This window comes from Pseudomonas sp. ACN5 (genome assembly GCF_002303975.1).
Taxonomy (GTDB): Bacteria; Pseudomonadota; Gammaproteobacteria; order Pseudomonadales; family Pseudomonadaceae; genus Aquipseudomonas; species Aquipseudomonas laurylsulfatiphila.
Map to the genome: position 1 here is coordinate 134,848 of NZ_MRCP01000003.1, position 23,511 is coordinate 158,358.

Here is a 23,511-nt window from a genome sequence, read left to right on the forward strand (position 1 = left end):
TTCTGTCATAAACCTTGGATAAGTTAGCCGCTCACAAACCGGGAGAGAGCGCTGAAATGAACGCCGAAGTGAACGTAGTGAGCGACAAGGCGTTGCATCCCCTGGCCGTAAACAGCGAATCGCTCCAGATTCTGGCGCACTGGTTCAAGTCCAATGGAATGCGTCAGATCAGTGAAACTGATCCGCGCCGGACGATGATCGAGCGTTACCCTGCTGGTTTATTCAGCGAGGCGGAACTGGATGCGTTGTGGGATGTAATGGAAGGATAAGAAGAACAACAACGGATTGATCAAGAAAAAGCGCTGCCGGGATGGCAGCGCTTTTTTTTTTCAACTCACTGAACACTGTGGGAGCGGGCTTGCTCGCGAAAGCGGTGTGTCAGCAACGTTGCCATCGGCTGACACGACGCCTTCGCGGGCAAGCCCGCTCCCACAGGTTTTGTGGTGTCTAGAAGCTGTAGGTGCCCGTCACCACCAGGCTACGCGGTGCCCCCGGCTGGATCTGGAATGCACTGGTCGCCGACGAGTAGTACGTCTTGTCGCTGATGTTGTTCAACGCCGCGCGCAAATCCCAATCTTTCTGACGGAAGCCCGCCAAGGCGTCCCAGCGGCCATAACCCGGCAACACGACGGTGTTGAGGTTGTCGGCATAGCGGTCACCAACCAGGGTCAAACCGGTTTCGGCATACCAGCCCATTTCCGGTTTCCAGGTCAGGAACAGGCTGCCGTTGTGCTTGGCCACGTTGTTGATGCGCTTGCCTTCCAGGCCGTTGTTGTCCTTTTCGATGGTTGCGTCCTGCAGACCCACGCCACCGCGAACGTACCAGTTGCCGGTAATTCTGCCGGCAGCGGTCAGCTCGATACCACGTGAACGTTGCAGCCCTGAGAGCAGGGTAATGGTCGGGTTGTTCGGATCGCTGGTGCGGCGGTTGTAGAGCTCCAGCTCGTAGATGGCCAGCGTGGTGCTCAGGCGATCATCGAGCCAGTCACTCTTGACCCCGATTTCCTTCTGCCTGGTCAGCTCGGGGCTCAGGTCATTGCTGTTACCGGCCGCACCCGGGGTGATGCCGATCAAGCCACCACCGACCGGCGAGAACGTCTTGCTCCAGGACGCGTAGAAGGAGTGATTTTGCAGCGGCGTCCAGACCACGCCAACGCGAGGGCTGGTGCTATGGCTGTCAAGGTATTCGGAAATGTTGCGCACCTTGTTGGTCGACTCGATATCGAACGTGTCGTAACGCAGGCCGGCGAGCAACTGCCATTGATCGTTCAGGCGCAGTTGATCCTGCACATACACCGCGCGGCTCTCGACCTCGGTATGGGTGTTGCTCGACACCACCATGCGCCCGGTATGACGCAAATTGCGGTCGGGGGCGTACAGGTCCAGCGCCGGCACCGGGGAGCTGCCCGGCCCTGAAGTGGCCGCGGTGTACAGCAGCGGGTCGCGGCGCTGGCTGCCGATCTCGATACCGGTGAGCAGGCGGTGCTCCAGGCCGAACGTATCGAAGCCACCTTCCAGCTCGACGTTGTTGTAGAGGTTGCGGGTGCTCAGGTCCTGCTGCCAGTGCTGGCGCGTGACCTTGTTGGTGGCCGGGACATAGCCGCTCAAGTAAGTATTGTCGAAATCGCTGTCGAGCTTGAACACGCCCAGGGTCTGGCGCAGTTGCCAGTTGTCGCTCAGTTCATAGGTGAGTTTCGAGCGCAGGGATTGCGCCTTGTCGTCGATGAAATCGTTTTCACTGCCGTAGGTGGTATCGCGTCCTACGTCGGCCGGGCGCCCATTTACGCCGGGGACGCCACGATCCGGCGTGCGGTTGTAGCGACTGTATTCGTACTGCACCAACCAATTCAGGTCGGGTGTCAGCTGCCAGCTCATCGAGGGTGCGAATAGCTGGCGATTGCCACTCACGCCATCGCGAAAGCTGTTCTCGTCCATGTTGCCCATGTTCAGGCGCAGGCTGATGTTTTCGGAAGGATCGGTGCTGAGGTCGGCATACAGGCTGCGCAAGTCCTCGCTACCGCCCTGGGCTTCAAGGGTCGAGCGGCGACCGAACTCGGGCAGTTTGCTCACCCGGTTGACGATCCCGCCCTGGCTGCCACGGCCATACAACACGGCGGCAGGGCCTTTTAACACGTCGATGCGTTCGATGTTGTGCAAGTCGCGCACGTACTGGCTGTCGTCGCGGATGCCATCGAGATAGAAATCGTTGCTGGCGTCGAAACCGCGGATGCGCAGGCTGTCGAAGCGTGTGTCGGCACCGCTGCTGACGTTGGGGATGCCACTGAGCGCCGTGCCCAGATCGTTGGTGCCGTAATCCATCACGTTCGAGGTTTTGATCGAGTCGATGGCTTGTGGCACGTAGCGCACCGGCGTGGCGGTCCGGGTCGCCGTGTTGGTTTGTGTCACGCGCGGGTCGTCGGCTTCAGCTTCGGCGCTGATCGATGTGGCAGGCAAGGTGGTCGGTGCAGCGAAGGAAAAACCGGCAGACAACAAGGCAGAGAGCCCAAGGCTGTAGGGCGCAAGGCGAAAAGGGGCAGGCATTGAAGAGCGCATCCGTGGGATTTTTAGGTTGAAGCATGTGGAGGGCGCGAATAGTAATGCTTGTCATTTACTGTTGTTAGTGGTTATTGAGAGCTTTTCTCATTTGATTGTTTCGAATTATTTCTGAGTTGATACAACGGGTTTACGCAGTCATTCGACCGATTCAAGCAACAGACTGAAAGCTGATCCGGCGTTTTTCCGGGGTTGCTACGGCACTAATCTGCCGACATCGAATTTTCCTGAATTTCTGTCGGAGCTTTCCCATGATCCTGCACTACATCTATGACCCGTTGTGCGGTTGGTGCTACGGCGCCAAACCGCTGGTGCAAGCCGCCCAGGCTGTGCTGCCCGTGCTTGCCCACGGTGGCGGCATGATGACGGGGGCCAATCGGCAAAGGGTTTCGCCACAACTGCGCAGTTACGTCATGCCCCATGACCGGCGCATTGCCGAATACAGCGGGCAGCCGTTCGGTGAAGCCTATTTCGAAGGTTTGCTGCGAGATCACAGTGCCGTGTTCGACTCAGCTCCACCCATCGCTGCGGTGCTGGCTGCCGAGCAAATGGCTGGTCGCGGGCTGGAGTTGCTGGGGCGTTTGCAAAGCGCTCACTACGTGCAAGGGCGCCGCATCGCCGACGAGTCGGTACTGCTTGAACTGGCCAACGGTATGGGGCTGGAGCCTCAAGCCTTCGAAAGAGCCTTCGGGGCAGCCGACACCGAGGGCCATATCAATGACAGCCGGGCTTTGCTGGCCAAGGTGGGCGGGCAGGGTTTTCCGACCCTGGTACTTGAACACAATGGCCAATTCACCCTGATCGATATCGGGCCATGGCTGGGCAAACCCCAGGCATTTGCGCAATGGCTGAGTCAGTCGCTGCCGGAGCAGCACTCATCCAATACCGTAGCAGCCTGTGCTCTCGAAGGCTGCGCGGATTGAATATTTCTGCCGCGTAAAGCAGTTTCTTAGACGTTTTTCGCCTATTTCTAGAAGATTCATGAAATTGACACCTCGTTAAGGGCGCAGCTACGATTCGGCCCAACGCCTGTGGCCGACCGCCACGACTCAAAAACAATAAAAGGCCCGCCGCGAGAAATCGTGGGCGGGCCTTTTTGTTTTCGCCTTGAAATAAGAGCGCAATAGCGCCGTTTCGGCCATTCGACACAGCGCGTATCAACCGTATCAAGGAAAAAAACAAAATGTTGAACAAGAGAATCAGCCTGATTGCTCTGGGGATGTTGAGCGCTACACAGGCCATGGCGAACGACCAGGCCGAATCAAAGGGTTTCGTTGAAGACAGCAGCCTCAAAGTGCTGCTGCGCAACGCCTACATCAACCGTGACTACAAAGACGGCAACCCGGATAAGTCCGAGTGGGGCCAGGCGGCCATCGGCACGTTCTCGTCCGGCTTCACCCAAGGCACCGTGGGTGTGGGTGTGGACGCTTTTGGCCTGTACGCATTGAACCTGGAGCGCAGCGAAGACCGTAGCGGCGCGCAAGGCATCGATTTCTTCAAAAAGGGCGACAGCGGCCAGCCGGCGGACGACCTGTCCAAGGGCGGCGCAGCGATCAAGTTCCGCCTGTCCAGCACCACCCTGACCTACGGCGACCAGATGCCGGCCCTGCCGGTGCTGAGCTACGACAACTCGCGCCTGCTGCCGGAAAGCTATACCGGCACCCTGATCACCTCCAGGGAGATCAAAGGCCTGCAACTGGACGCCGGGCGCTTCACCGCCGAATCGCGTAAAAGCGCTGAAGGCCGTGACAGTGGTGGCTTGAAGTCGATCAACGTATTGGGCGGTAGCTACCAGTTCACCGAACAATTCAAGGCCGCGCTGTACGCTTCCGACGTCGAAGACGTGCTGAAGAAGCAATACGTGAACGCCAACTACGTGTTCCCGATCGACAAGGATCAGTCCCTGACCCTGGACTTCAACGGCTATCGCACCAAGCTGGACGACTCCTACGTCCGCGAAAACGCTATCACCGGCGACGACAACAAGATCTGGAGCCTGGCGGCCACCTTCATCACCGGCCCGCACTCGTTCACCCTCGCGCACCAGCGCAGCACTGGCGACAGCAACCTGGGCTACGCCTACGGCGGCTACCAGAAAGACCAGGGTCGCATCGGCGACGGTGGCAACACCATCTACCTGGCGAACTCCTACTGGTCCGACTTCAACGCCGAAGACGAACGCAGCTGGCAACTGGGCTACGGCCTGGACTTCAGCACCTTCGGTGTACCGGGCCTGAGCTACAACTTCGCCTACGTACGCGGTGACAACATCACCACGTCCACCAGCGAAGGCGGCACCGAGCGCGAGATCTTCAACCAGATCAAATACGTCGTCCAAAGCGGCCCGGCCAAAGACCTCAGCGTGAAACTGCGCAGCTCGGTCCTGCGCGTGTCGCAGAAGTCGAGCGAGTACAACGTCAGCGGCAATGAAGTGCGTGTGTTTGTGGATTACCCGATCAACATCTTCTGATGATGGGTTGTGGTCTCGAGGCCTGATCAGAGGCTGAGAAAGAAAAAGCCCCGACTGGTTCGGGGCTTTTTTTTAATAAAAACGCTGAAATGAAAGACTAATTGCCCTTAACTATCCTGACACCTAGAATTCATGCTATACGCCATTGACGCATAGCAGGGACTGCATGGTCTTCATCGAGACGCCGATTTTTACCGCTGACCTTCCAGGTCATCTGGGCGATCACGAATATGGAGAATTTCAGCAGTATCTCGCCGAGCATCCCGAGGCAGGCGCTTTGATCGAGGGCACTGGCGGGCTTAGAAAAATTCGCTGGGCCGCGCATGGCAGGGGCAAGAGCGGTGGCGTAAGGGTGATCTACTATCACGTAACCTCTGCTTTTCAGATACGTTTGCTACTGATTTACCGGAAAGGGATTCAAGACACCCTTTCGGATAGAGAAAAAGCAGTTCTTTGTGCCATCAATAAAGGATGGAAATAATGGAAAAAAATCTCTTCGATCGTCTTGTTGAAAGCATGACGCAGATGGATGAGATCGACCGAGGTGAGCGAGAGCCATCACGCGAATTCCATGTCGATGCTGCACAGGTTAAAAAAATTCGCCTCGCCACGGGACTTTCCCAGGCAGCGTTTGCCAAGAGAATTGATGTTCCTGTGGGAACGTTACGCAATTGGGAGCAAGGACGTCGTGATCCTGAGGGGCCTGCCCGTGCGTTGTTGCGAGCGATTCATAATGACCCGGAGCATGTACTTGCAGCGTTGGGTTACTGATCAGTCAATCTCAGTTTAATGATTGCGGCGTTTCCAGCCCCCGTCACAAAAAACGCAGCCTCCCAAGGCTGCGTTTTTTGTTGGACGCGGGTCGCATTGACCCGGATGAGTCTTGCAGTCTTGTATTTTCGGTATGCCAAACTCATTACACCACGTAACGAATGAAGTTCCCGCCCCCACCTTTATCCCCTTCCGCCAACCCCATACATTCATCTCCAACGCCTCTCCCATCATCCCGACGGGAAGGTCACTGGAGTTGCCCTCATGCCTTTCGTAACTGTACGCATCACTCGCGATGGCGTTACCACTGAGCAGAAAGCTCAGGTGATCGCCGAAATCACTGAAACACTGGAACGCGTCCTCAACAAGCGCCCTGACCTGACCCACATCGTGATCGAGGAAGTCGACACCGATAACTGGGGTTACGCCGGCATCACCACCACCCAGTACCGCAAGCAACTGGCTGAGGCGGAGGGGCAGTCATGACGTCCTCCGTCACCATCGATTTCATCTCCGATGTGGTGTGCCCTTGGTGCGCGCTGGGGGCGACGGCGCTGGAGCAGGCGATCGAGAACGTGGCCGGGGAAGTCTCGGTCGAGCTGACCTACAAGCCGTTCGAATTGAACCCGAACATGCCGGCTGAAGGTGAGCCAGCGGTCGAGCACCTGATGCGCAAGTACGGGAGAACCGCCGACGACGTCGCTGCCGGCAAGGCCATGCAGATCGCTCGCGGCGAGGCCATCGGCTTCAAATTCGATCTGGAGAAGCGCACGCACTTCTACAACACCTTTGATGCACACCGTTTGTTGCTGTGGGCGTTGCAGGAAGGGCGGCAAGTCGAGCTGAAGAAGGAGCTGCTGCAGGGCTATTTCAGTGAAGGCCAGAACCCGAGCGATCACCAGGCGCTGGTGAGTCTGGCGACTGAAGCGGGGCTGGACAGGGCCACTGCACAAGAGGTGCTGGCGTCCGGTGCGTTCGCCGCTGAGGTGCGGGAGCTTGAAGCGTACTACCAGCAGCGCGGCATCAACTCGGTCCCGGCCATGGTGCTGAACGGTCGCCACCTGGTGTCCGGCTCGCAATCGGTCGAGTACTACGAACAGATGTTGAGAGAAATGGCCAAGGCACCGGCCGACGCCTGATCACAGATTTTTACCCCCACTTTTAATTGTCAGAGGTCTTCATCATGAGCATTTCGAAAAAAGTCATCGTAATCACCGGCGCATCCCAAGGTCTCGGCGACGGTATGGTCAAAGCCTTTCGTGAACTCGGTTACCGGATCGTCGCCACTTCGCGCTCGATCAAGCCATCCACCGACCCGGACATTCTCACCGTGGCCGGTGACATCGGCGAGCCGGAAACCGCCCGCCGCGTCATCCGCGAAGCGATGTCCCGTTTCGGTCGCATCGATACCCTGGTCAACAACGCCGGGATCTTCATCGCCAAGCCGTTCACCGCGTACACCGCAGAAGATTACGCCAATGTGCTGTCGGTGAACGTCAATGGCTTCTTCTACATCACCCAACTCGCCATCGCCGAGATGGAAAAGCAAGGCAGCGGCCACGTCGTCAACATCACCACCAGCCTGGTGGACCACGCCATCGACGGTGTGCCATCGGTCTTGGCTTCGCTGACCAAGGGCGGCCTCAACGCGGCCACCAAATCCCTGGCCATCGAATACGCCAAGCGCGGAATCCGGGTGAACGCGGTCAGCCCGGGCATCATCAAGACGCCGATGCATGGCGCAGAAACCCATGAAGCACTGGGCAATCTGCACCCGGTCGGGCACATGGGCGAGGTCGATGATATTGCGCAGGCGGTTGTGTATCTGGACGGCGCCAAGTTTGTAACTGGCGAAATCCTGCATGTGGATGGTGGTCAGAGCGCGGGTCACTGAAAGCGATTTTTCAAAGTCCGGAAACAACAAAGCCCCTGCATTTCTGCAGGGGCTTTGTTTTGTATGGTGCGGCACCAGGAATCGAACCCGGGAACTACTGATTACAAGCGGCTTGCTTCGGCGTTTTTTCATGATTCACCAGGTAACAAAAATCCGACAAGTCCTTTGAGTTCAAGGGATTTACCTTGTTTCGTTGTTTCGCTTCGTTACTCGTTGTAGCCTTCAGTGATCCGAGAAGCTGTGACCAAAGCTGTGACCGAGACCGAGGGGTGACCAATGGCGAACAACGCATCGAAGACAGTGAATGACCAGAAAGTGCGAGGCATGACTCCCGGCTGCTCACCTCTGGTCGAAAGCCTGCCAGGACGTGGCACCGGGTCACTTGTGTTCAAGCGTGCGAACGAGGGCTCACCCGTTTGCTACTACCGCTATCACTTGGCCGGCAAGCAAGTGCTGATCAAACTAGGAGTATATCGACGCACAACTCGGGAAGTCGGCTTTTCCCTGCCGGAACTGCGCGACCAAGCCGCCGCAATGGCGCAGATAGCTAAAGCGCACGGCGACGTTAAGGCGTACCTGGCAAAGCTCGAAGCGGCGCGCATCGAAAATGAGCGCGCTGTCGAGGCAGCATTACTGAAAGCGGAGGAGGAAGCCCGAGAGCGTCAGCGCCTGGCTGAGATCGAAGCGTCACGCGGCACCTTCGGAGAGCTTTTTCTCGACTACATCGAGTCGCGCCGGGAGAAGGCCACTGCTGGCGTCGTCAAGGAGCTGGAGCGGCTGTATCAGACCAATATGCTGAGCCCTCACCCCAGCATCATGGCGATGAAGGCGCGTGAAATTCGCTCCGACCACATCCTCGATATTCTCAATCCGATCTGGGATCGCGGCGCAAAGGTACAAGCTGATCGTATGCGTTCATTTCTGGTCGCGGCCTTCAATCATGGGTTGCGCGCGGAGAATGCTGTCGGACGAGCGAATGCCAAGAGCTATAGCTTGGAGAGCAATCCAGCCATTGTGGTCGCTGTCGAGAAGGTCTCGGCGCCTGTTGAACGCGCTCTATCTGATATCGAGCTGCGCCGATTTTGGGAAACCATCGAAAGTACCGAGGGTGTTGGTCCAGCAATGGCTCTGCTGTTCAAATTTGTAATCGCCACTGGTGGGCAACGTATCAAGAACATCATCGAAACCACCTGGGATGATTACGATGTAGAGGCCGGCACGGTGCGACTGATCCACCGTAAAGGGCGAGGGGGGCAGACAATGAGCAGGCCTCACTTGGTACCGCTGACCGGGCGAGCCATCGAGATTCTGGAGCGAGTGCGGCAGATCAACGGCTGTTACTCTTGGCCGTGGACAACTCATGGCAAGCAACCATTTGTTATCAGCAGTCCGACCCATGCTGTGGCTGATTGGCTCAGTTCAGAGCGCGCAGCTATCGATAGTCATTCTTTCCCGCGCTTCTCGCCGCGCGATCTCCGTCGTACTTGTACTCAGTTGATGCAAAAGCATGGCATTGATGATCGGCTGTCCGATCTAGTGCAGGCACATGGACAGACTGGGGTCGTCGCTACTCACTACCGCAATAATCCAGAAGCGGCATTGCCGGAGAAACGTCGAGCCATTGAGCAATTTGATCAAGCGCTAGCGAAGGTGCTTGGAGAAAAAGGTAATAGCGACATTAACGTCGTGTCGCTTCACCATCGGAAGCTGGGCGGTTAGTGACTTATTGACTGCTGTTGAAACGTAACAACCGGCAGTTTAATGAAAACACTATAAGATGAACTAACTGGCTGAGCATCCTGGTGACGGGTGGCTCTGCAACTAGCGTCGCTTTTATGCTCGCACCACTTTAAAGATGGGAAAAGCCTGGGTATTTGCCGTACCCAGACAGATCTTTGGAGGAGGACATTTGCCGTGTCCTTCGCTTACCAGCTAAGCCAGTACCGCTCCGAGGGGGTGAAGATTTTTGATGCTCTTCAACAGTTGGGCGCATTCGCGCCTGACGATGTGAACTGTATTATCAGAGTTTGATTTGTGCAACAACAATCAAAATTTTACTCAGGTGCAGTTATCTAAATGTCCCTGCTGTTCGCTCTGGTGGTTTCTAGCTCACGCCCTTCGGTTCTTTTATTCATTGTGAAGGGCCTGATATGACTCGAACTATCGATCGTGCTACCTGTGAACTCAACCTGCCGAAGCCCGGCACCCTTGCTACCACTGAGCAGCTCTGTAACCGTTACCAAATCAGCCGCACTACCTGGTGGCGTTGGTCGCAGACTACTGGTTTTCCGCGCGCTATTCGTTTTGGTCGCTCCGTTCGTTGGCCTATCGAAGCGGTCAACGCCTTCCTGACTCAGCAGGAGGTGTAATAAATGGTACTCAAACAACCCTGCAAACTGACGGGGCGGGAATCGCTTTACCTCAAGAAAGCCGCTGCTGAGCCATGCCACAGAGAGATTTTTATTGGCCTGCTGCTGTTGCTGATCGTCTTGTTCTGGCTGACCTCCCCAGTCCAATCCATCGCAACGCTCACCGATAGCGCCCTCGACGACCGACGCGCCGCCATCAAGCCAGGGACTTAACCCAGCATGAGTAACCAAACCTGCAATACCGCGGGTACGCCGAAGGCTTGTCCGAAGAAAGTCACCAAGCTGTTTTATGTGACCCATCCGAAAACGCCAAAACCGCTGATGGGGCCGTTCCTGACCGAAGCCGACGCCGAGTGTGGGCGCATCGTCATGCGTAATGCCGATGCCGTAGTTACGTCCGCTCTGGTCGATCACCTGGACGACTTCACCCGCTCGCACGCCGTGAATAACGGGCAGGTCTGTCGGGCCTTTGCTGGCGCTGATCACCAAGGAAGCGCCCGCCATGACTGATGCCACGATCCTTTTCCATGAGGTGCTCCAGTCGGTCTATGGCTCGCTCGACTGGTTGCCAGTGCCGGATGGTGCTATTCACCGTTTCTGTGTGCCCGACGACAAGTCCGGCTCGCTCAATGGCTGGTACGTGCTGTACCTGGACGGTATTCCCTCGGGTGCGTTCGGCAGCTGGAAGGCTGGCGGCACTCAAACCTGGAGCAGTCGTGAACCTGCCGATTATCGCGAGGCCGATCAGGTGCGCCAACGCATCGAGCAGGCCCGCCAGCAGCGCGAAGCCGAGCAACAGCGGCGTCAGCAGAAGACCGCCAGGTTGGCCAACCACTGGTGGAGGGATGCGCGCCGCGCCGATCCGGATCACCCGTACTTGTTGGCCAAGGGGGTAGGCCCTCACGGCCTGCGCCAGCGTGGTGACGAACTGCTGGTGCCACTGAACGCCGATGGCCAGTTGGTCAACCTGCAACGCATTGCCCTGGACGGCAGCAAGCGCTTTCTGTTCGGCGGGCGCATCAAGGGCTGCTATTCGCTATTGGGTCAGGTCACCGCCGACCGTCCGCTGTGTATCTGCGAAGGCTGGGCCACGGGTGCCACGCTTCATCAGGAGGGCGGCTACACCGTTGCCGCCGCCATGAACGCGGGCAACCTCAAGCCGAGCGCGTTGGCGCTGCGTGCCCGCTATCCGGGTCTGGAACTCATCCTCGCTGGCGACGACGACAGGCATACCGAGGGCAATCCGGGGCGCACTGCTGCCAATGCGGCGGCAGTCGCTGCCGGTGGTCAAGTGGCTTTCCCCGATTGGCCCGCCGACGCGCCCACCGCGCTCTCCGACTTCAACGACCTCGCCAACTGGAAACGCTCCCATGAATAACCCTGACGCCAACGTCATCAAACTGCGCCCAGACGTTGCGACCATTAAGCCGGATCGCCCGTGCTGGGCCGTGTATGAACACTGGGTAACGAACGAGAAGGGCGAAAAGCTGCGTCCGGGCGTGTACCGGCATGGCTTCAAGCGCAGCGTCCTCGATCAAGAAACCGACGAGGACAGCAACACCGCCCGCCCCACCGTTGACGAGTGGATCGCCACCCCGGTGACGGTGATTGCCCGCACCACCAACAGCGACGACGACAGCGAAGGCCGCTTACTGCGCCTGGTGACCGAGCGCGGGGTCAGGGAATGGATTATCCCCATGGAAGTCTTCGGCGGCAGTGGCGAGGATGCAAGACGGCAGCTGTTCAGCATGGGCGGCATCATCGCGCTCAAGAAACGTGGCGCGTTCATGGAGTACTTGTTGGCGCAGTGCCCCACCGAGGTGTTCGCCACCACTTGCCGACCGGGCTGGCATGAGTCGGGCGCCTTTGTACTGCCTGGGCGCACCCTTGGCAGCGACAAGGTGCGCTATCAGTCCAGCGGCAAGGGGCAGAGCCTGTTCAGTCTGCGCGGCGACCTGGAGGCCTGGAAAACCGAAGTCGCGACCAAGTGTGAAGGCAACCCGGTGCTGACCCTCGCTATCGGTTGCGCATTAGCTGGCCCGCTGCTGAGCCTGGTGGGCGTATTGGGTGGCGGTGTCCATCTGGTGGGTGACAGCTCCAGCGGCAAGTCACTGGCACAACTGATCGGCTCCTCCGTGTGGGGCGACCCTAGCATCTTTGCCGCGTCCTGGGACATGACCAAGGGTGGTTTGGAGATTGAAGCCTCGGGCCGCAATGACACTCTGCTGCCCTTGGACGAGATCAAGCGCGCCGACCCCAAGCGCGTACAGGAAATGGCCTACTCGCTCGCCAACGGCCAGGGCAAGGGCACCATGACCCGCGAGCGTGAAGGTCGGCCCAAGCTAAGCTGGCGCCTGCTGACGCTCTCCAGCGGCGAGCGGTCGTTGTCCGAACACGCGGCCATCGGCGGCAATGCGGCCCACGCTGGCGCTGAGCTGCGCATGGTGGATGTGAACGCCGGTACTCGCACCCACCGGGCCTTCGATGAGTTGCACGGTCTTGACGGCGCCAACTTCCACCGTGAACTGACGGTTGCTGTCGGTGCCCACCATGGGCATATCGGGCCAGCATTCGTGGAAAAGCTGCTCGCCAGTGATGACCGTCCCGGCCTGCTGAAAGATTTCGCCGGCATCCGCTCCAGATTCACCGAGGACAACGCCCAAGCCGGACGGGTAGCGGATCGCTTCGCCGTCATAGCGCTGGCGGGGGAAATGGCTATCGCCTATGGCCTGCTGCCTTGGACGCCGGGGAGCGCCCTGGCCGACTGCCAGTTGCTCTATGGCGAGTGGCTGGGCCGTGTTGGCAGCGGCAATGCCGAAGACCGCCAAATCCTCGCAGGCATCGCCGACTTCATCGACAAACACGGTAGCAGCCGTTTTTCCGATGTGAACGCATCAGATGATGACACCAAGGTGTTCAACCGGGCCGGGTATTGGGAGCTGATTGGCACCAGGCGGTTGTACCTGTTCAACAAGTCGGCTCTGATCGAGGCTGCGCATGGGTACGGCCTTAGTCGCATTATTAAGGCGCTGGAGGGGGCTGGCGCCATTGCTAAGCGCGACTCTGACCGCAAACGCCACACCAAAAAATACCGCGTACCGGGTGGCGGGTCGCCTGGCTTGTATGTGATCAACCCAGAAACCATCGACGGCGAAGGGGGCAGCGTATGACCGCGACCACCGACAATCACGAATGCCCATATTCATAGGAACCTGAATTCGGTGGGAACATTGGGAGCGGTGGGAACGCCAAGCAAAGCCGCGGCTTGCAGCCGTTCCCACCCTATAAAAAAAGTGGGAACAATTGGGAACACACACCAAAGTTTCAATATAAGACCGCGGCAATTATGTGCCTTTTGGTTTTCACTGTTCCCACAAAAAAAAGAGTGGGAACAGATCGGGAGCGCTCAACCTCCCGGAAACATTGGCTTTTCCAATCGTTCCCACTGTTCCCACCGTTTTTGAAATCACAGCAACATGTGTTCTTGAACAATCCGGGCAAGGTGGTCGAATGAGTCTCCTTTCCGGCCTGCTCGATAACATGCCGCCGACCATTGCGCCGGAGCGCCTGGCACGCCCAGCTCAACCGGCGCCAGTCCTGGTGCTTGTTCGCAGGGTTGAGCACGCACCGGTCACCTCACCCTACATGAACGCCGCCAATGCCACGTCTGAATGGCGTTTTGCCCGCGACCAATACCTCAATCACGTCATGACGTGTCGCGCCTGCTGCGCGCCTAAAGCTCGTTACTGCCTGGCTGGCGCCGACCTGCGCGCTACCTACGACCGCACCCCTATGGAGTCGTCATGATCAAAACAGTCCTTGAACCGCGATCTTGATGACTGAATATTGCCGATAAGCCCGGCATCAGCTCGAGCGTATCCGTGACAGGTGACAAGGTGACGCTGCGAGTATAAAAAAAGGGGTGTCACCTGAGGGGCGGGGGGACATGCGCCATGTCGAGTTCGTCGTGCTGGCGGCTATGGATGGTCAGCGTGACATCTGGTGACCCTCGTCAGACGGGCTTGGTCGGGTCGCCGCTGGGTATCAGATACACTGCCGGAGAGTGTTCTGAAAGCCAAGTCAAAGCGGTAGTTGGGCTGAGTCGCAGAAGACTCAGGCCCGCGACTACCTACAATCACCGGCAACACGGCCCCTGTCGGTTGATGCGCTTCGGTGCTCAGACTGTTCAGGGGTTTTTTGTTGCCTGCGATTTGCCAGTCTCTGGCCCTCCAGCCATCATCAACGCCCATCCGTTCCAGCCTAGAGCCAGGTGCTGCAGTCAGCTTTTGTCGTACTGCGGAAAACGCTCTTTCAATCGTTCAATCGTCCAACGCCACTTCGGCGTGGTCGGGCGGCAGACGGTGTTCTGGTTACCGAACATACCGACCTCCTTGACGGCCTGCTCGACTGGGACTGTTTGTAGCCATTCAACCGGCACGAAGTACTCGGATTTGTCAGGGTCACTGATGTGCTCGGCATGGTAGTTGCCGTGTATGTCAGCTTGCATGACCGGCACATCGATACCGTTTTGTTTCACGGTGAAGTCCGCCGCGGCGGTGGCCAAACCGGTGACTCGGCCGACACCCACGTAGCCTTGCTGCGGGATGTTCACCCATACCCGGTCGCCTGGCGCGAGCATCTTCAGGCTTTTGCTGTACCAAGTACCGCCGCCCCCGCAGATAAAGCCAAATGCCTGCGCATCTTGCCAGGTACGCCTGGCGCTGTGACCGAAGGAGCAGTAGTACTCGCCATTCCAGGGTTCACTTTGCCCACCCGCATTGCCACTGCTGGCGTTGACCTGTGTTTCTGCCGGGTCGATCAGCCAGGAGCGACTGATCAACTGCTGCTCGCCGAGCTGGAACACCTGAAAACACAGCACGTTGATCGCAATATTCCGCTCGCTGAGATAAGCCACGATGCGTTCGGTGCTGGCGTCCAGCCCGGAGGCGGCGATGATGATCTGATGGCGCTGGTTGAGTGCATCCTCATCCAGCGGCTGGCCGAAGTACTTGCGGAAATCGGCAGCCAGATCAGCATCCTTATTGAAGCGCTTGTAAATGGCAGCGATATCCTCGGCTGCCAGACGGTCCACCCAGGAGGCGTAATCTAGCGCCTGCGCCACCACATCACGCGGTGTGCGGTCGCGCTTGAGTTCGATCAGCACCAGCGAGGCATCTGGGGCGATGGCCAGCAGGTCGATCCGTCCACCCAGCCCGGTGCTTTCCTGGCGACCGATCAGCATCCACTCATCCGACAGCAGCCGTGGCGCAGCAACGATCATGTCTTCCAGCAACTGCTCGCTGGGCAGGATGCACTCACCAAGCTGGCTAGGTTGGCCGCCTACCGTCCAGATTTGCGTCTTGATGGGCATGGGATTGTCCTTGGCTCAAATTCTTTGAAGGCTTCGCCCTAGGCGACCGCCTGCCCGACCAGGGTGCTGGCCAGTTGTTCGTTGAGTTGACGGGCCTGACTTAGGCGGACTTTCAGTTGGTCGCAGAGGGCCATAAGTTGATCGACTTTGGCGACGATGCGGTGTTGTTCGGCGAGAGGTGGTAACGGCACCAAAATTTCCGAGACATCGCTCAGGCGGAAACTATTTTTTATTCCTCGCTGAGGCGCTTCGTACTGCTCGTAAGCCAACGGAGATCGCAGTGCTTCGGGGAGAAAGCGACCGCGAACTGAACTGATAAAGCGAATTAGGCACACATGCTGATTTATGTACGCCTCACCAAATTTCTCCGGGATCAATCCCAACAGGCCAACCTCACCTGTGATGGATAGCAGTAAGTCACCAGGTTCCAACTTGGTTCTGCTTCCTTCGCCATCCTCGGGAGGCGAAACACGCTGAATGCTACTGAGGCGTAGCGCATAGCTACGACGGGAAAGGTTGCCCATTCGGACAAAGATTGCACCGTCATTAGAGTAGTGTTGAGCCCAGTCTCGCGAGCCACTGGTGATCAACTCGGAAAGATCTCCTAAGCGAGCCCATTGCCAGCTCTTAGGTAAATCGAACGGTGCTTCATCCTCGTCGATATACGTCAGCGGCTTCTGCTTTTTAATCTTGCCTTCAGCAACGAGCCTTCTTTTTTCCTCATCAATTCGTTTGAGCAACTTGCTTGCAGACTCATCACTTGGATCTTGCGGCACCAGCTTACCCATCACGGCCAGTTGCAGCAGGGTTTGTTTGAGGGCGTCGATGCTGGATTCGGTGGTGAACAGGGTGTGGAAGTGGTCGGCCATGCGCTTCCAGCTGGCAGCAAAGTCGATGGCGTCGCTGGCCTGGGTCAGGCTGTCGAGCAATGCTTGTACCAGTTGGGCGTGGGCGCTTTCGGCGTCGGCCTGCTGGGCTTCAAGGCGGTCGCATAGGGCCATCAGTTCATCGACTTTGGCGACGATGCGGTGTTGTTCGGCAAGAGGCGGTACTGGCACCAAAAAGCGATTCAAATCTGCCGCTGACAGATTTGGCTGGGCTGTGCCATTGTCAAAACGCTTAACCATTCCAAAGGCTAAAGGGCTGGAAAAATAGATCATCAGGTACTGAGCGCTAAATGATTCCGTCATGCGAACTATTACTAACGATGACGCAATAGCTCCTTCAGAAATTCCGCGAACAATTGCAGCCTTTCCCAGTGAACCTCTCAAACAGAACAGAATGTCGCCTTCCTGAACTTTGCCTGCTCGTAAATTATCGAAGCAACTCCTAGTTATGAAGTTCATCTCTCGCAAATCAACAAGTCCACTTTGGAGATGCCCAGCATTGATAAACGGGATGCCTGAGTCAACGAGTTGGCTTTTGTTGGGGTAATTACTGCTACGGTCGCCGTTCTCCAAGCTCGAAGTGCAGCCCAAACGAGTCCATGCCCATCCTAGGGGTACCTCAAATGGCTTTTCCCTTTCATTGATCTCAACCGGCGGCTTCTGCTTCTTGATCTTGCCCTCAGCCACCAGTTGCGTCTTTTCCTCGGTAATCCGCTTAAGCAACTCACTAGCCGGTTCATCACTTGGATCCTGCGGCACCAACTTCCCTCGCACCGCCAACTCCAGAATCAACTCTCGCAGCTTCTTGATCCCATTCGGTGCACCCGCCAGCAGCGGCAGGTTTTCAGTCAGCAACGCAGTCATACCTGACGCTCCAGCGCTTCAGCTAACACCGCTTTAAGCTGATCACGCAACTCACTGATCTCTTCTTGAAACTTGGCATAGTCACGCAGCAACTCATCCGGATCATGACTAACTTGCTCGCCAATATGCGGATTCTTGCAATCCAGGTTCCAATTACGCGCCTGCAGTTCCTCAACGCTGACCTTCCAGGCGAATTCGTTTTCTACCCGAGCCGCAAAGCCATCGGCTTCGCTGCCCCACCAGGCTTCTTCCACGGCGAATTCTTCAATACGCATCGGGCGGGTCTTGGAGTAGTTCTTTACCCCGGCCGGGTACTGATGTTCGTAGAACCACACATCCTTGGTCGGCGTGCCCTTGGTGAAGAACAACAAATTGGTCTTGATGCCAGTGTAGGGGTTGAACACACCATTGGGCAGCCGGACGATGGTGTGCAGGTTGCACTCGGTCAGCAGCTTTTCCTTGATGCGGCTTTTGATGCCCTCGCCGAAGAGGAAGCCATCGGGCAGCACTACGGCGGCGCGGCCACCGTCCTTGAGCAGTTGCATGATCAGCACCAGGAACAGATCGGCGGTTTCGCGGGTGCGGAAGGCGGCGGGGAAGTTGGTTTCGATGCCGTCTTCTTCCATGCCGCCGAACGGCGGGTTGGCGACGATGCAATGCACGCGCTCGCTCGGGCCCCAGCTGATCAGCGGCTTGCTCAGGGTATTGTCGTGGCGGATCTGGCTGGGCACTTCGATGCCGTGCAGGATCATGTTGGTGGTGGCCAGCAGGTGCGGCAGCGGCTTTTTCTCGACGCCGTAAATGCTGGCCTGGAGGGTGCGTTCGTCTTCCGGGGTTTTTACGTAGCGGCTGCGTTTGTGTTCGATGGCGCAGGTGAGAAAGCCGCCCGTACCACAGGCCGGGTCCATGACCTTTTCGTCCAGCTTGGGGTCGACCATGCGCACCATGAATTCGGTGACCGGGCGCGGGGTGTAGAACTCACCGGCATTGCCGGCGTTTTGCAGGTCGCGCAGCAGTTGCTCATAGAGGTTGCCGAACTCGTGGCGTTCCTGGGCCTTGTTGAAGTCCACGCCTTCCTGAATCTTATTGATCACCTGACGCAGCAGTTGGCCCGACTTCATGTAGTTGTAAGCGTCTTCGAACACGCTACGCACCACGAAGGCGGAAGGGGTGTTGCTGTATTCGTTGAGGTTTTGCAGCTGCGGGAACAGGTTGTTGTCGATGAAGTCCTTCAGGGTGTCGCCGGTCATACCTTCCGGATCGGCGGCCCAGGAGCGCCAGCGGCAACTCGCGGGAATCGGCGAGTGGTAGTCGTCGTCCATCAACTCCCATTCCACTTCGCGGTCATCGAAGATCTTCAGGAACAGCAACCAGACCAACTGGCCGATGCGCTGGGCGTCGCCATCGACGCCAACGTCTTTGCGCATGATGTCCTGGATGGATTTGATGGTGCTGCTGATGGACATGGGAATCTCGCTGGCTTACTGCATAATGGAGGGCTCAAGGCCCAGGCAGCGTAGGGCTGCCTGGGCCGAAAATGCGGGGCGGGAAGCTTAACTGGCGTAGAGCTCATCTTCCAGTTCATGGATGGCTTTGTTGTAACCGGCCTTACCACCAAATGAATTGACCAGCTCCATGGGCGCGCCGATGTGGCTGAAGGGCGCGAGCCGCAGGATCTTGATGTCTTCGATGGGCTCGATGCCGGCGTCGGCATACTTGTCCAGCAATGCCTCGAGCACCTGGCGTGCGGCACCGGAGTACTTACCGAAGTAGTTGCGTTTCTTCACCTGCTCGGCACGCTCCTTGCGCGACAGCGCAGGCTGGTCGAAGGCCACATGGCAGATCAGGTCGAATGGATCGAGGGTTTTGCCCTGTTTCTTTTCAACTTCTTCGGCCAAGGCTTCCCACATCACGCCCTGGGTAGCCATTTCTTCGATGATGGCCTTCTTCTGCTCGGCATCACTCCAGCGCCGCAGGAAGTCATCCAGCGAGGCGAACTGCTTTTGCACGCAGGCGCGGGTGTAGTCATGCAGGGATTCGGTAATCAGCCGGCCATCCGGGCCGTAATACTGCACGCGCTCGGCGATCACATAGATCGGGATGCTGTCGATGACGTACTTGATGCGCTTCTTGCCGTCATCATCCCCGGGAAAGTCCGGATCATCGCCATCTGGGTCGGAGCCCGAGCCCATGCCATCCTCATCTGTCTGAGGATCATCCGGTGGCACGGGTGACTCATTGCCTTCAGGGGCATAGATCACCACCGGTTCACCGTCGAAGGCCGGGTCGGCAAACAACTCGGTGGCCTTCTTGAAATCCATGATGGTGAACCAGTATTTGCCGAAGTCTTCGTTGATGCGGGTGCCGCGGCCGATGATCTGTTTGAACTCGGTCATCGATTTGATGTGCTGGTCGAGCACGATCAGTTTGCAGGTCTGGGCATCAACGCCGGTGGTCATCAGCTTGCTGGTGGTGGCGATGACCGGATAGCGCTCCTCTGGGTTGATGAAGTTGTCCAGTTCGGCCTTGCCTTCCTGATCGTCCCCGGTGATGCGCATGACGTACTTGCGGTTCTCGGCCACGCGTTCGGGGTTGAGGTTGACCAGGGCCTGGCGCATGCGCTCGGCATGGTTGATGTCATCGCAGAAGACAATGGTCTTCTGGAACGGATCGCTGGCCTTGAGAAACTCGGTGACCTTCTGCGCGACCAGTTGGGTGCGTGCTTCGATGACCAGCGTGCGATCCATGTCCTTGAGGTTGTAGATGCGGTCTTCGATTAGCTCGCCGTTTTTGTCGAGCATGCCCTTGGGCGGGCGCCAGCCTTGCAGGTCTTTGTCGAAGTCGATGCGCACCACCTTGTAGGGGGCGAGGAAGCCGTCTTCGATGCCCTGCTTGAGGGTATAGCTGTACACCGGCTCGCCGAAGTAGGTGATGCTGGACACCTCTTTGGTTTCCTTCGGCGTGGCGGTGAGGCCGACATGGGTGGCGCTGGAGAAGTAATCGAGGATTTCGCGCCAGGCGGAATCCTCGGCAGCGCTGCCACGGTGGCATTCGTCGATCACGATCAAATCGAAAAAGTCGCGGGAGAACTGCTTGTAGACGTTCATCTCCTCTTCAGTGCCGGTCACGGCCTGATAGAGCGACAGGTAGATCTCGTAGGAGGTGTCGATCTGGCGCTTGGCGATCTTGGTCATCGCCTGGCCGAACGGCTTGAAGTCGTTGTTCTTGGTTTGGTCGACCAGGATGTTGCGGTCGGCCAGAAAGAGAATGCGTTTCTTCTGCTTGGACTTCCAAAGCCGCCAGATGATCTGGAAGGCGGTGTAGGTTTTGCCGGTGCCGGTGGCCATGACCAACAGAATGCGTGACTGCCCCTTGGCTACGGCCTCGACGGTACGATTGATTGCATTGGTTTGGTAATAACGCGGCGTGCGCCCGGAGCCGTCATCGTAGTAGGGCGACTCGACTTTCTGACGGGCATAACCGTTCAAGCCTTTCCACTGGCAGTAGCGCTGCCATAGCTCATCGGGGCTAGGGAATTGCTCGAGGCTTAGTTCGGTTTCAACTTGATCGCCAGTACCGCTGTGATCATGGAACAGAAAACCATCCCCATTACTGGAGAACACGAAAGGCACGTCCAGCGCTTCGGCGTAACCAAGGGCCTGCTGCATGCCAGAGCCGACGGAGTGCTTGTTGTCTTTCGCCTCGATGACTGCAATTGGTAGATTGGCCTGGTGATAAAGGATGAAGTCGGCGCGACGGGACTCGCCACGGCTATGCAGTTTGCCACGGACGATGATGCGGCCCTTGGTGAAGCTGACTTCTTCACGCACTTGCTTCTGGATATCCCAGCCAGCCTGCTGGATGGCCGGAGTGATGAACTTGGTGCAAATGTCCCGTTCGGAAAGCGATTTCTTGTCCATGACCGCATAGCTCCTGATTCAGCGTGCGGCGACTTTATCAGACGTCGCAGCTGTTCTCACGACCTGAGGCTCAGAAGGAGACTGGAGTTTCTGCCATTTCCCATTCGCCCCAGTTACTCCAGACGACGAATATTCCCTTTTTTTGCCGTTTATCTAAAGCCGACATGAGCTTGACACTGAACCCCGAATGAATAACGGTTGGGGCAAGTTGTGTCCACGGATACTGATCCAGCAGTTTCAAGGCGCTACGCCACGTAGATACCCAATGCTGGTCTTCAGGCGAGATTTGGCTTAGCTCATCCAGGGTGTTCTGGACGTCAGATCCTCCCGTTTTTACCATGAACTTCCATGAGTCATGCTCATGAAGTCCTAGCAGCTTCAGTGATCCACCCTCGTAGTCCATGCTTAGGATGACCTTGATGTCGCTAGGTTTTGCTTTCGCTACTGGTTTCCAGTCGAAATCCAGCAGTGTCTTTTCACCGTAGGTCAAGGTATTGGTGCCCAACAGTACCGCGACGACAAACTGGTGAACGGCGTTGAGTTGCACCAATGCGTCTTTCTCCCAGGCCGCAGTTGGGTCCGTCAAGAAAGCTGCGAGAATTTCGCCAAGTTTCAACGCCAGGGCCGCCATTCCGGTACCCAGTATCTTTGCCAAGTCTTCCTGACCTTGAAAAACCGAGGCAGAGGCTAGGTATGTCTTGATGGCTGCGCCCATCTGGTTGGCTGTATGCCAGTCTGGCATGCGCGTATAACCTGATGAGTCGTCCGTAAAAGCGGCAAGCACCTTGATTACTGATGCCTCGAAGTCATCTCGGGTTGCCTCGCCCTTAATCTGACCTATTACGACGTCGAAGATGCCTTCGAGCAGGTTGGAAACCACTTCTGGTGAACCTAGATAGTTCGGTTTGAGGGCCTGTGATAGGGCCATAACCAGACCATCCACTAAGGGCTCTTCAAGTGGTTCCAGCAAATAGGTCCGAAGGATCAATTCAAGCAGCTCAAGCTCCTCTGTCTCGTCAAATCTGTAGTCTGGACCATGGAGTTCGCAATTAACTATGACGTCCGTAACCGAGGCTCCACCTTTCGGATCAAAGTTAAACCCTACGTCGTAGTAGAGATGTCCTGTCCAGCTTCGGTGGAGACGTAGACGTGTGCCAGTAAAGTAGATGAACCACTTTTGTTCCGGCACAGTGGGATAGAAGCCACGCTGGATTTTCTCCATCTCGTCGGGGGTAAAGCAAAGTCTCGGATGCAAAGTTGTATGGCGCTCGGACATGCTCATAAGGTCATTCCAGTCTTCTGGCTGGACGCTTGCATGCTCTTTGTAAGAAATGAAACCAGCTACTTTTTCTGCGGCATTAAGGATGGCTTGGTCTCGATCTCGCCCCTGAGCGTTGTGTGACTGACGAATTAATACTCGCGCTTCGTCAAAACTAACCCAGCGAAGACTGTGGGTTTGCCAGTTTGGTTTCGTGGGAGGATGCTTGGCATCCATCACATAAAAATTCGAGCTGGTCGAGGAGCCCTCGTAGAGCCCCGGCACACTGATGCGGATGCGTGCGTCGTAGCCGGTTTTTTCTCGTACTGCACGGATAGCAGTATCGCGCGGTGACTCGCCCGGCTTCACTTCAGTTTTGGCAAACGTCCAAGCGTAGCCACCGTGATGGTTGGTCGGCTCGCGGAGAAGAACCTTGCCACCTCCGCTGATGACGACACCGCCATAGCTTTCAGTCGCCTGCTCTTTCTCGGCAAAAGCAGGGTCGGTTTGCAGTTTGAGCAAAACGTCCCAAACGTCGTGGTAAAGATGGGATCGCTGGTTTCCCTGCTTCTTGGCGACTTCTGATTTGAAGTTGCTGTAGTCCAGATCATCGACGAAACGAGCCATTGCGGCAGACACTTCAGCTCGTGGCGCTGTTGCGCGGAAGCGATAGTCGGTGTCCTGGCTTTCCTGAATCGCTCCAAGTCCGGGGAGGTAGTGTTGTTTGAGAGCAACTAGATCGCCGCGTACCCGAGCACGAACGGTCAATGTGCCATTTTGCTTGTCACCTGACTTCTGGACGATGCTGAAAAAACCGAGAGGTGTGATGAGCCACATAGATGTAGCCTCCTTGCTCTAGTGGGCTAGCTGGGGGGCGGCAACGCCTTAATTTGGAGATCAATCTCAAAGTTAATTTAGCAGGGCCTGACGAGGTTAAATTAACGCTGCGTTTGGGTGATGGTGCCACTTGGGGTGACGTGTCACCCTCGCGCTTGTCACGGGAAACACAAAAAAGAGATTGGTGTTTTGTCACCTTACGATTGCCAGGCAGGTAGGTGCCGATATACCTGTCAGGTTGTCGAGGCGCAGTATCTGTGAGGTAGCGTGATACGGCCCGTTAAGCTAGTGCTGTGTTCTGATTTATTCACTGGCGA

General features: G+C 57.1%; 21 protein-coding genes. 15 read left to right on the forward strand and 6 right to left on the reverse strand.

The window, feature by feature from the left end; translation table 11 throughout:
• Positions 1-56 precede the first annotated feature (56 nt).
• A complete protein-coding gene (locus BSF40_RS06740) occupies positions 57-269 on the forward strand; it encodes a hypothetical protein (RefSeq protein ID WP_007972820.1) in 213 nt (70 codons plus the stop codon).
• 178 nt (positions 270-447) lie between these two features.
• On the opposite strand, the gene BSF40_RS06745 is transcribed toward BSF40_RS06740, so the two are convergent.
• Positions 448-2,541: a TonB-dependent siderophore receptor gene (locus BSF40_RS06745; RefSeq protein WP_095964533.1), complete on the reverse strand. Its 2,094-nt coding sequence runs from the start codon at positions 2,539-2,541 to the stop codon at positions 448-450.
• A 263-nt stretch (positions 2,542-2,804) separates the two neighbouring features.
• Between BSF40_RS06745 and BSF40_RS06750 the strand changes: the two genes are divergently transcribed.
• The 14 genes from BSF40_RS06750 (at position 2,805) to BSF40_RS06815 (ending at position 13,864) form a co-directional block, all read left to right on the forward strand.
• A complete protein-coding gene (locus tag BSF40_RS06750) occupies positions 2,805-3,476 on the forward strand; it encodes a DsbA family protein (protein ID WP_095964534.1) in 672 nt (223 codons plus the stop codon).
• 260 nt (positions 3,477-3,736) lie between these two features.
• Positions 3,737-5,023 (forward strand): OprD family porin, encoded by a 1,287-nt coding sequence (locus BSF40_RS06755; protein ID WP_095964535.1) that lies wholly within the window; start codon positions 3,737-3,739, stop codon positions 5,021-5,023.
• Positions 5,024-5,189: 166 nt separating this feature from the next.
• Entirely contained in the window at positions 5,190-5,504 is a 315-nt protein-coding gene (locus tag BSF40_RS06760) for a hypothetical protein (protein ID WP_095964536.1), read from the forward strand.
• Positions 5,504-5,794 carry a DNA-binding transcriptional regulator gene (locus BSF40_RS06765; RefSeq protein WP_095964537.1) on the forward strand — a complete coding sequence of 97 codons (291 nt, stop codon included), beginning with the start codon at positions 5,504-5,506 and terminating at the stop codon, positions 5,792-5,794. The genes BSF40_RS06760 and BSF40_RS06765 overlap by 1 nt, the downstream gene beginning before the upstream one ends.
• Before the next feature lie 264 nt (positions 5,795-6,058).
• Positions 6,059-6,280 carry a 4-oxalocrotonate tautomerase family protein gene (locus BSF40_RS06770; protein ID WP_008046542.1) on the forward strand — a complete coding sequence of 74 codons (222 nt, stop codon included), beginning with the start codon at positions 6,059-6,061 and terminating at the stop codon, positions 6,278-6,280.
• Complete coding sequence (locus BSF40_RS06775) at positions 6,277-6,933, forward strand: DsbA family oxidoreductase (protein ID WP_095964538.1); 657 nt, start codon at positions 6,277-6,279, stop codon at positions 6,931-6,933. The genes BSF40_RS06770 and BSF40_RS06775 overlap by 4 nt, the downstream gene beginning before the upstream one ends.
• A 44-nt stretch (positions 6,934-6,977) precedes the next feature.
• Positions 6,978-7,688, forward strand: a complete 711-nt coding sequence (locus BSF40_RS06780; protein ID WP_007972810.1) for an SDR family NAD(P)-dependent oxidoreductase — start codon at positions 6,978-6,980, stop codon at positions 7,686-7,688.
• 276 nt (positions 7,689-7,964) lie between these two features.
• Positions 7,965-9,407: a tyrosine-type recombinase/integrase gene (locus tag BSF40_RS06785; RefSeq protein ID WP_095964539.1), complete on the forward strand. Its 1,443-nt coding sequence runs from the start codon at positions 7,965-7,967 to the stop codon at positions 9,405-9,407.
• Between the two features lie 431 nt (positions 9,408-9,838).
• Positions 9,839-10,057 (forward strand): AlpA family transcriptional regulator, encoded by a 219-nt coding sequence (locus BSF40_RS06790; protein ID WP_095964540.1) that lies wholly within the window; start codon positions 9,839-9,841, stop codon positions 10,055-10,057.
• A 3-nt stretch (positions 10,058-10,060) separates the two neighbouring features.
• Positions 10,061-10,270 carry a hypothetical protein gene (locus BSF40_RS06795; protein WP_095964541.1) on the forward strand — a complete coding sequence of 70 codons (210 nt, stop codon included), beginning with the start codon at positions 10,061-10,063 and terminating at the stop codon, positions 10,268-10,270.
• Between the two features lie 6 nt (positions 10,271-10,276).
• The gene (locus tag BSF40_RS06800) at positions 10,277-10,567 is read left to right on the forward strand and encodes a hypothetical protein (protein ID WP_095964542.1); all 291 of its coding nucleotides are present in this window, start codon (positions 10,277-10,279) and stop codon (positions 10,565-10,567) included.
• Positions 10,560-11,435, forward strand: coding sequence for a toprim domain-containing protein (locus tag BSF40_RS06805; protein WP_095964543.1), 876 nt, complete (start codon positions 10,560-10,562; stop codon positions 11,433-11,435). Before BSF40_RS06800 ends, BSF40_RS06805 begins: the two co-directional genes overlap by 8 nt.
• Complete coding sequence (locus tag BSF40_RS06810; RefSeq protein ID WP_095964544.1) at positions 11,428-13,227, forward strand: DUF927 domain-containing protein; 1,800 nt, start codon at positions 11,428-11,430, stop codon at positions 13,225-13,227. Before BSF40_RS06805 ends, BSF40_RS06810 begins: the two co-directional genes overlap by 8 nt.
• Before the next feature lie 340 nt (positions 13,228-13,567).
• Positions 13,568-13,864 carry a hypothetical protein gene (locus BSF40_RS06815; protein ID WP_095964545.1) on the forward strand — a complete coding sequence of 99 codons (297 nt, stop codon included), beginning with the start codon at positions 13,568-13,570 and terminating at the stop codon, positions 13,862-13,864.
• Between the two features lie 472 nt (positions 13,865-14,336).
• Here BSF40_RS06815 and BSF40_RS06820 read toward each other — a convergent pair whose 3' ends face one another.
• From BSF40_RS06820 to BSF40_RS06840, 5 genes are all read right to left on the reverse strand, one after another.
• Positions 14,337-15,428 (reverse strand): endonuclease NucS domain-containing protein, encoded by a 1,092-nt coding sequence (locus BSF40_RS06820; protein ID WP_095964546.1) that lies wholly within the window; start codon positions 15,426-15,428, stop codon positions 14,337-14,339.
• Positions 15,429-15,466: 38 nt separating this feature from the next.
• Complete coding sequence (locus BSF40_RS06825; protein ID WP_095964547.1) at positions 15,467-17,179, reverse strand: restriction endonuclease subunit S; 1,713 nt, start codon at positions 17,177-17,179, stop codon at positions 15,467-15,469.
• The gene (locus tag BSF40_RS06830) at positions 17,176-18,645 is read right to left on the reverse strand and encodes a class I SAM-dependent DNA methyltransferase (RefSeq protein WP_095964548.1); all 1,470 of its coding nucleotides are present in this window, start codon (positions 18,643-18,645) and stop codon (positions 17,176-17,178) included. The genes BSF40_RS06825 and BSF40_RS06830 overlap by 4 nt, the downstream gene beginning before the upstream one ends.
• A gap of 87 nt (positions 18,646-18,732) precedes the next feature.
• Positions 18,733-21,099 (reverse strand): EcoAI/FtnUII family type I restriction enzme subunit R, encoded by a 2,367-nt coding sequence (hsdR, locus tag BSF40_RS06835; RefSeq protein WP_095964549.1) that lies wholly within the window; start codon positions 21,097-21,099, stop codon positions 18,733-18,735.
• 70 nt (positions 21,100-21,169) lie between these two features.
• Positions 21,170-23,194 carry an NUDIX hydrolase gene (locus BSF40_RS06840; RefSeq protein ID WP_095964550.1) on the reverse strand — a complete coding sequence of 675 codons (2,025 nt, stop codon included), beginning with the start codon at positions 23,192-23,194 and terminating at the stop codon, positions 21,170-21,172.
• Between the last annotated feature and the right edge of the window lie 317 nt (positions 23,195-23,511).

Coding starts and splice junctions, on each gene's coding strand:
- BSF40_RS06740 (WP_007972820.1), top strand. CDS start 57: ATGAACGCCGAAGTGAACGTAGTGAGCGACAAGGCGTTGCATCCCCTG.
- BSF40_RS06745 (WP_095964533.1), bottom strand. CDS start 2,541: ATGCCTGCCCCTTTTCGCCTTGCGCCCTACAGCCTTGGGCTCTCTGCC.
- BSF40_RS06750 (WP_095964534.1), top strand. CDS start 2,805: ATGATCCTGCACTACATCTATGACCCGTTGTGCGGTTGGTGCTACGGC.
- BSF40_RS06755 (WP_095964535.1), top strand. CDS start 3,737: ATGTTGAACAAGAGAATCAGCCTGATTGCTCTGGGGATGTTGAGCGCT.
- BSF40_RS06760 (WP_095964536.1), top strand. CDS start 5,190: ATGGTCTTCATCGAGACGCCGATTTTTACCGCTGACCTTCCAGGTCAT.
- BSF40_RS06765 (WP_095964537.1), top strand. CDS start 5,504: ATGGAAAAAAATCTCTTCGATCGTCTTGTTGAAAGCATGACGCAGATG.
- BSF40_RS06770 (WP_008046542.1), top strand. CDS start 6,059: ATGCCTTTCGTAACTGTACGCATCACTCGCGATGGCGTTACCACTGAG.
- BSF40_RS06775 (WP_095964538.1), top strand. CDS start 6,277: ATGACGTCCTCCGTCACCATCGATTTCATCTCCGATGTGGTGTGCCCT.
- BSF40_RS06780 (WP_007972810.1), top strand. CDS start 6,978: ATGAGCATTTCGAAAAAAGTCATCGTAATCACCGGCGCATCCCAAGGT.
- BSF40_RS06785 (WP_095964539.1), top strand. CDS start 7,965: ATGGCGAACAACGCATCGAAGACAGTGAATGACCAGAAAGTGCGAGGC.
- BSF40_RS06790 (WP_095964540.1), top strand. CDS start 9,839: ATGACTCGAACTATCGATCGTGCTACCTGTGAACTCAACCTGCCGAAG.
- BSF40_RS06795 (WP_095964541.1), top strand. CDS start 10,061: ATGGTACTCAAACAACCCTGCAAACTGACGGGGCGGGAATCGCTTTAC.
- BSF40_RS06800 (WP_095964542.1), top strand. CDS start 10,277: ATGAGTAACCAAACCTGCAATACCGCGGGTACGCCGAAGGCTTGTCCG.
- BSF40_RS06805 (WP_095964543.1), top strand. CDS start 10,560: ATGACTGATGCCACGATCCTTTTCCATGAGGTGCTCCAGTCGGTCTAT.
- BSF40_RS06810 (WP_095964544.1), top strand. CDS start 11,428: ATGAATAACCCTGACGCCAACGTCATCAAACTGCGCCCAGACGTTGCG.
- BSF40_RS06815 (WP_095964545.1), top strand. CDS start 13,568: ATGAGTCTCCTTTCCGGCCTGCTCGATAACATGCCGCCGACCATTGCG.
- BSF40_RS06820 (WP_095964546.1), bottom strand. CDS start 15,428: ATGCCCATCAAGACGCAAATCTGGACGGTAGGCGGCCAACCTAGCCAG.
- BSF40_RS06825 (WP_095964547.1), bottom strand. CDS start 17,179: ATGACTGCGTTGCTGACTGAAAACCTGCCGCTGCTGGCGGGTGCACCG.
- BSF40_RS06830 (WP_095964548.1), bottom strand. CDS start 18,645: ATGTCCATCAGCAGCACCATCAAATCCATCCAGGACATCATGCGCAAA.
- hsdR (WP_095964549.1), bottom strand. CDS start 21,099: ATGGACAAGAAATCGCTTTCCGAACGGGACATTTGCACCAAGTTCATC.
- BSF40_RS06840 (WP_095964550.1), bottom strand. CDS start 23,194: ATGTGGCTCATCACACCTCTCGGTTTTTTCAGCATCGTCCAGAAGTCA.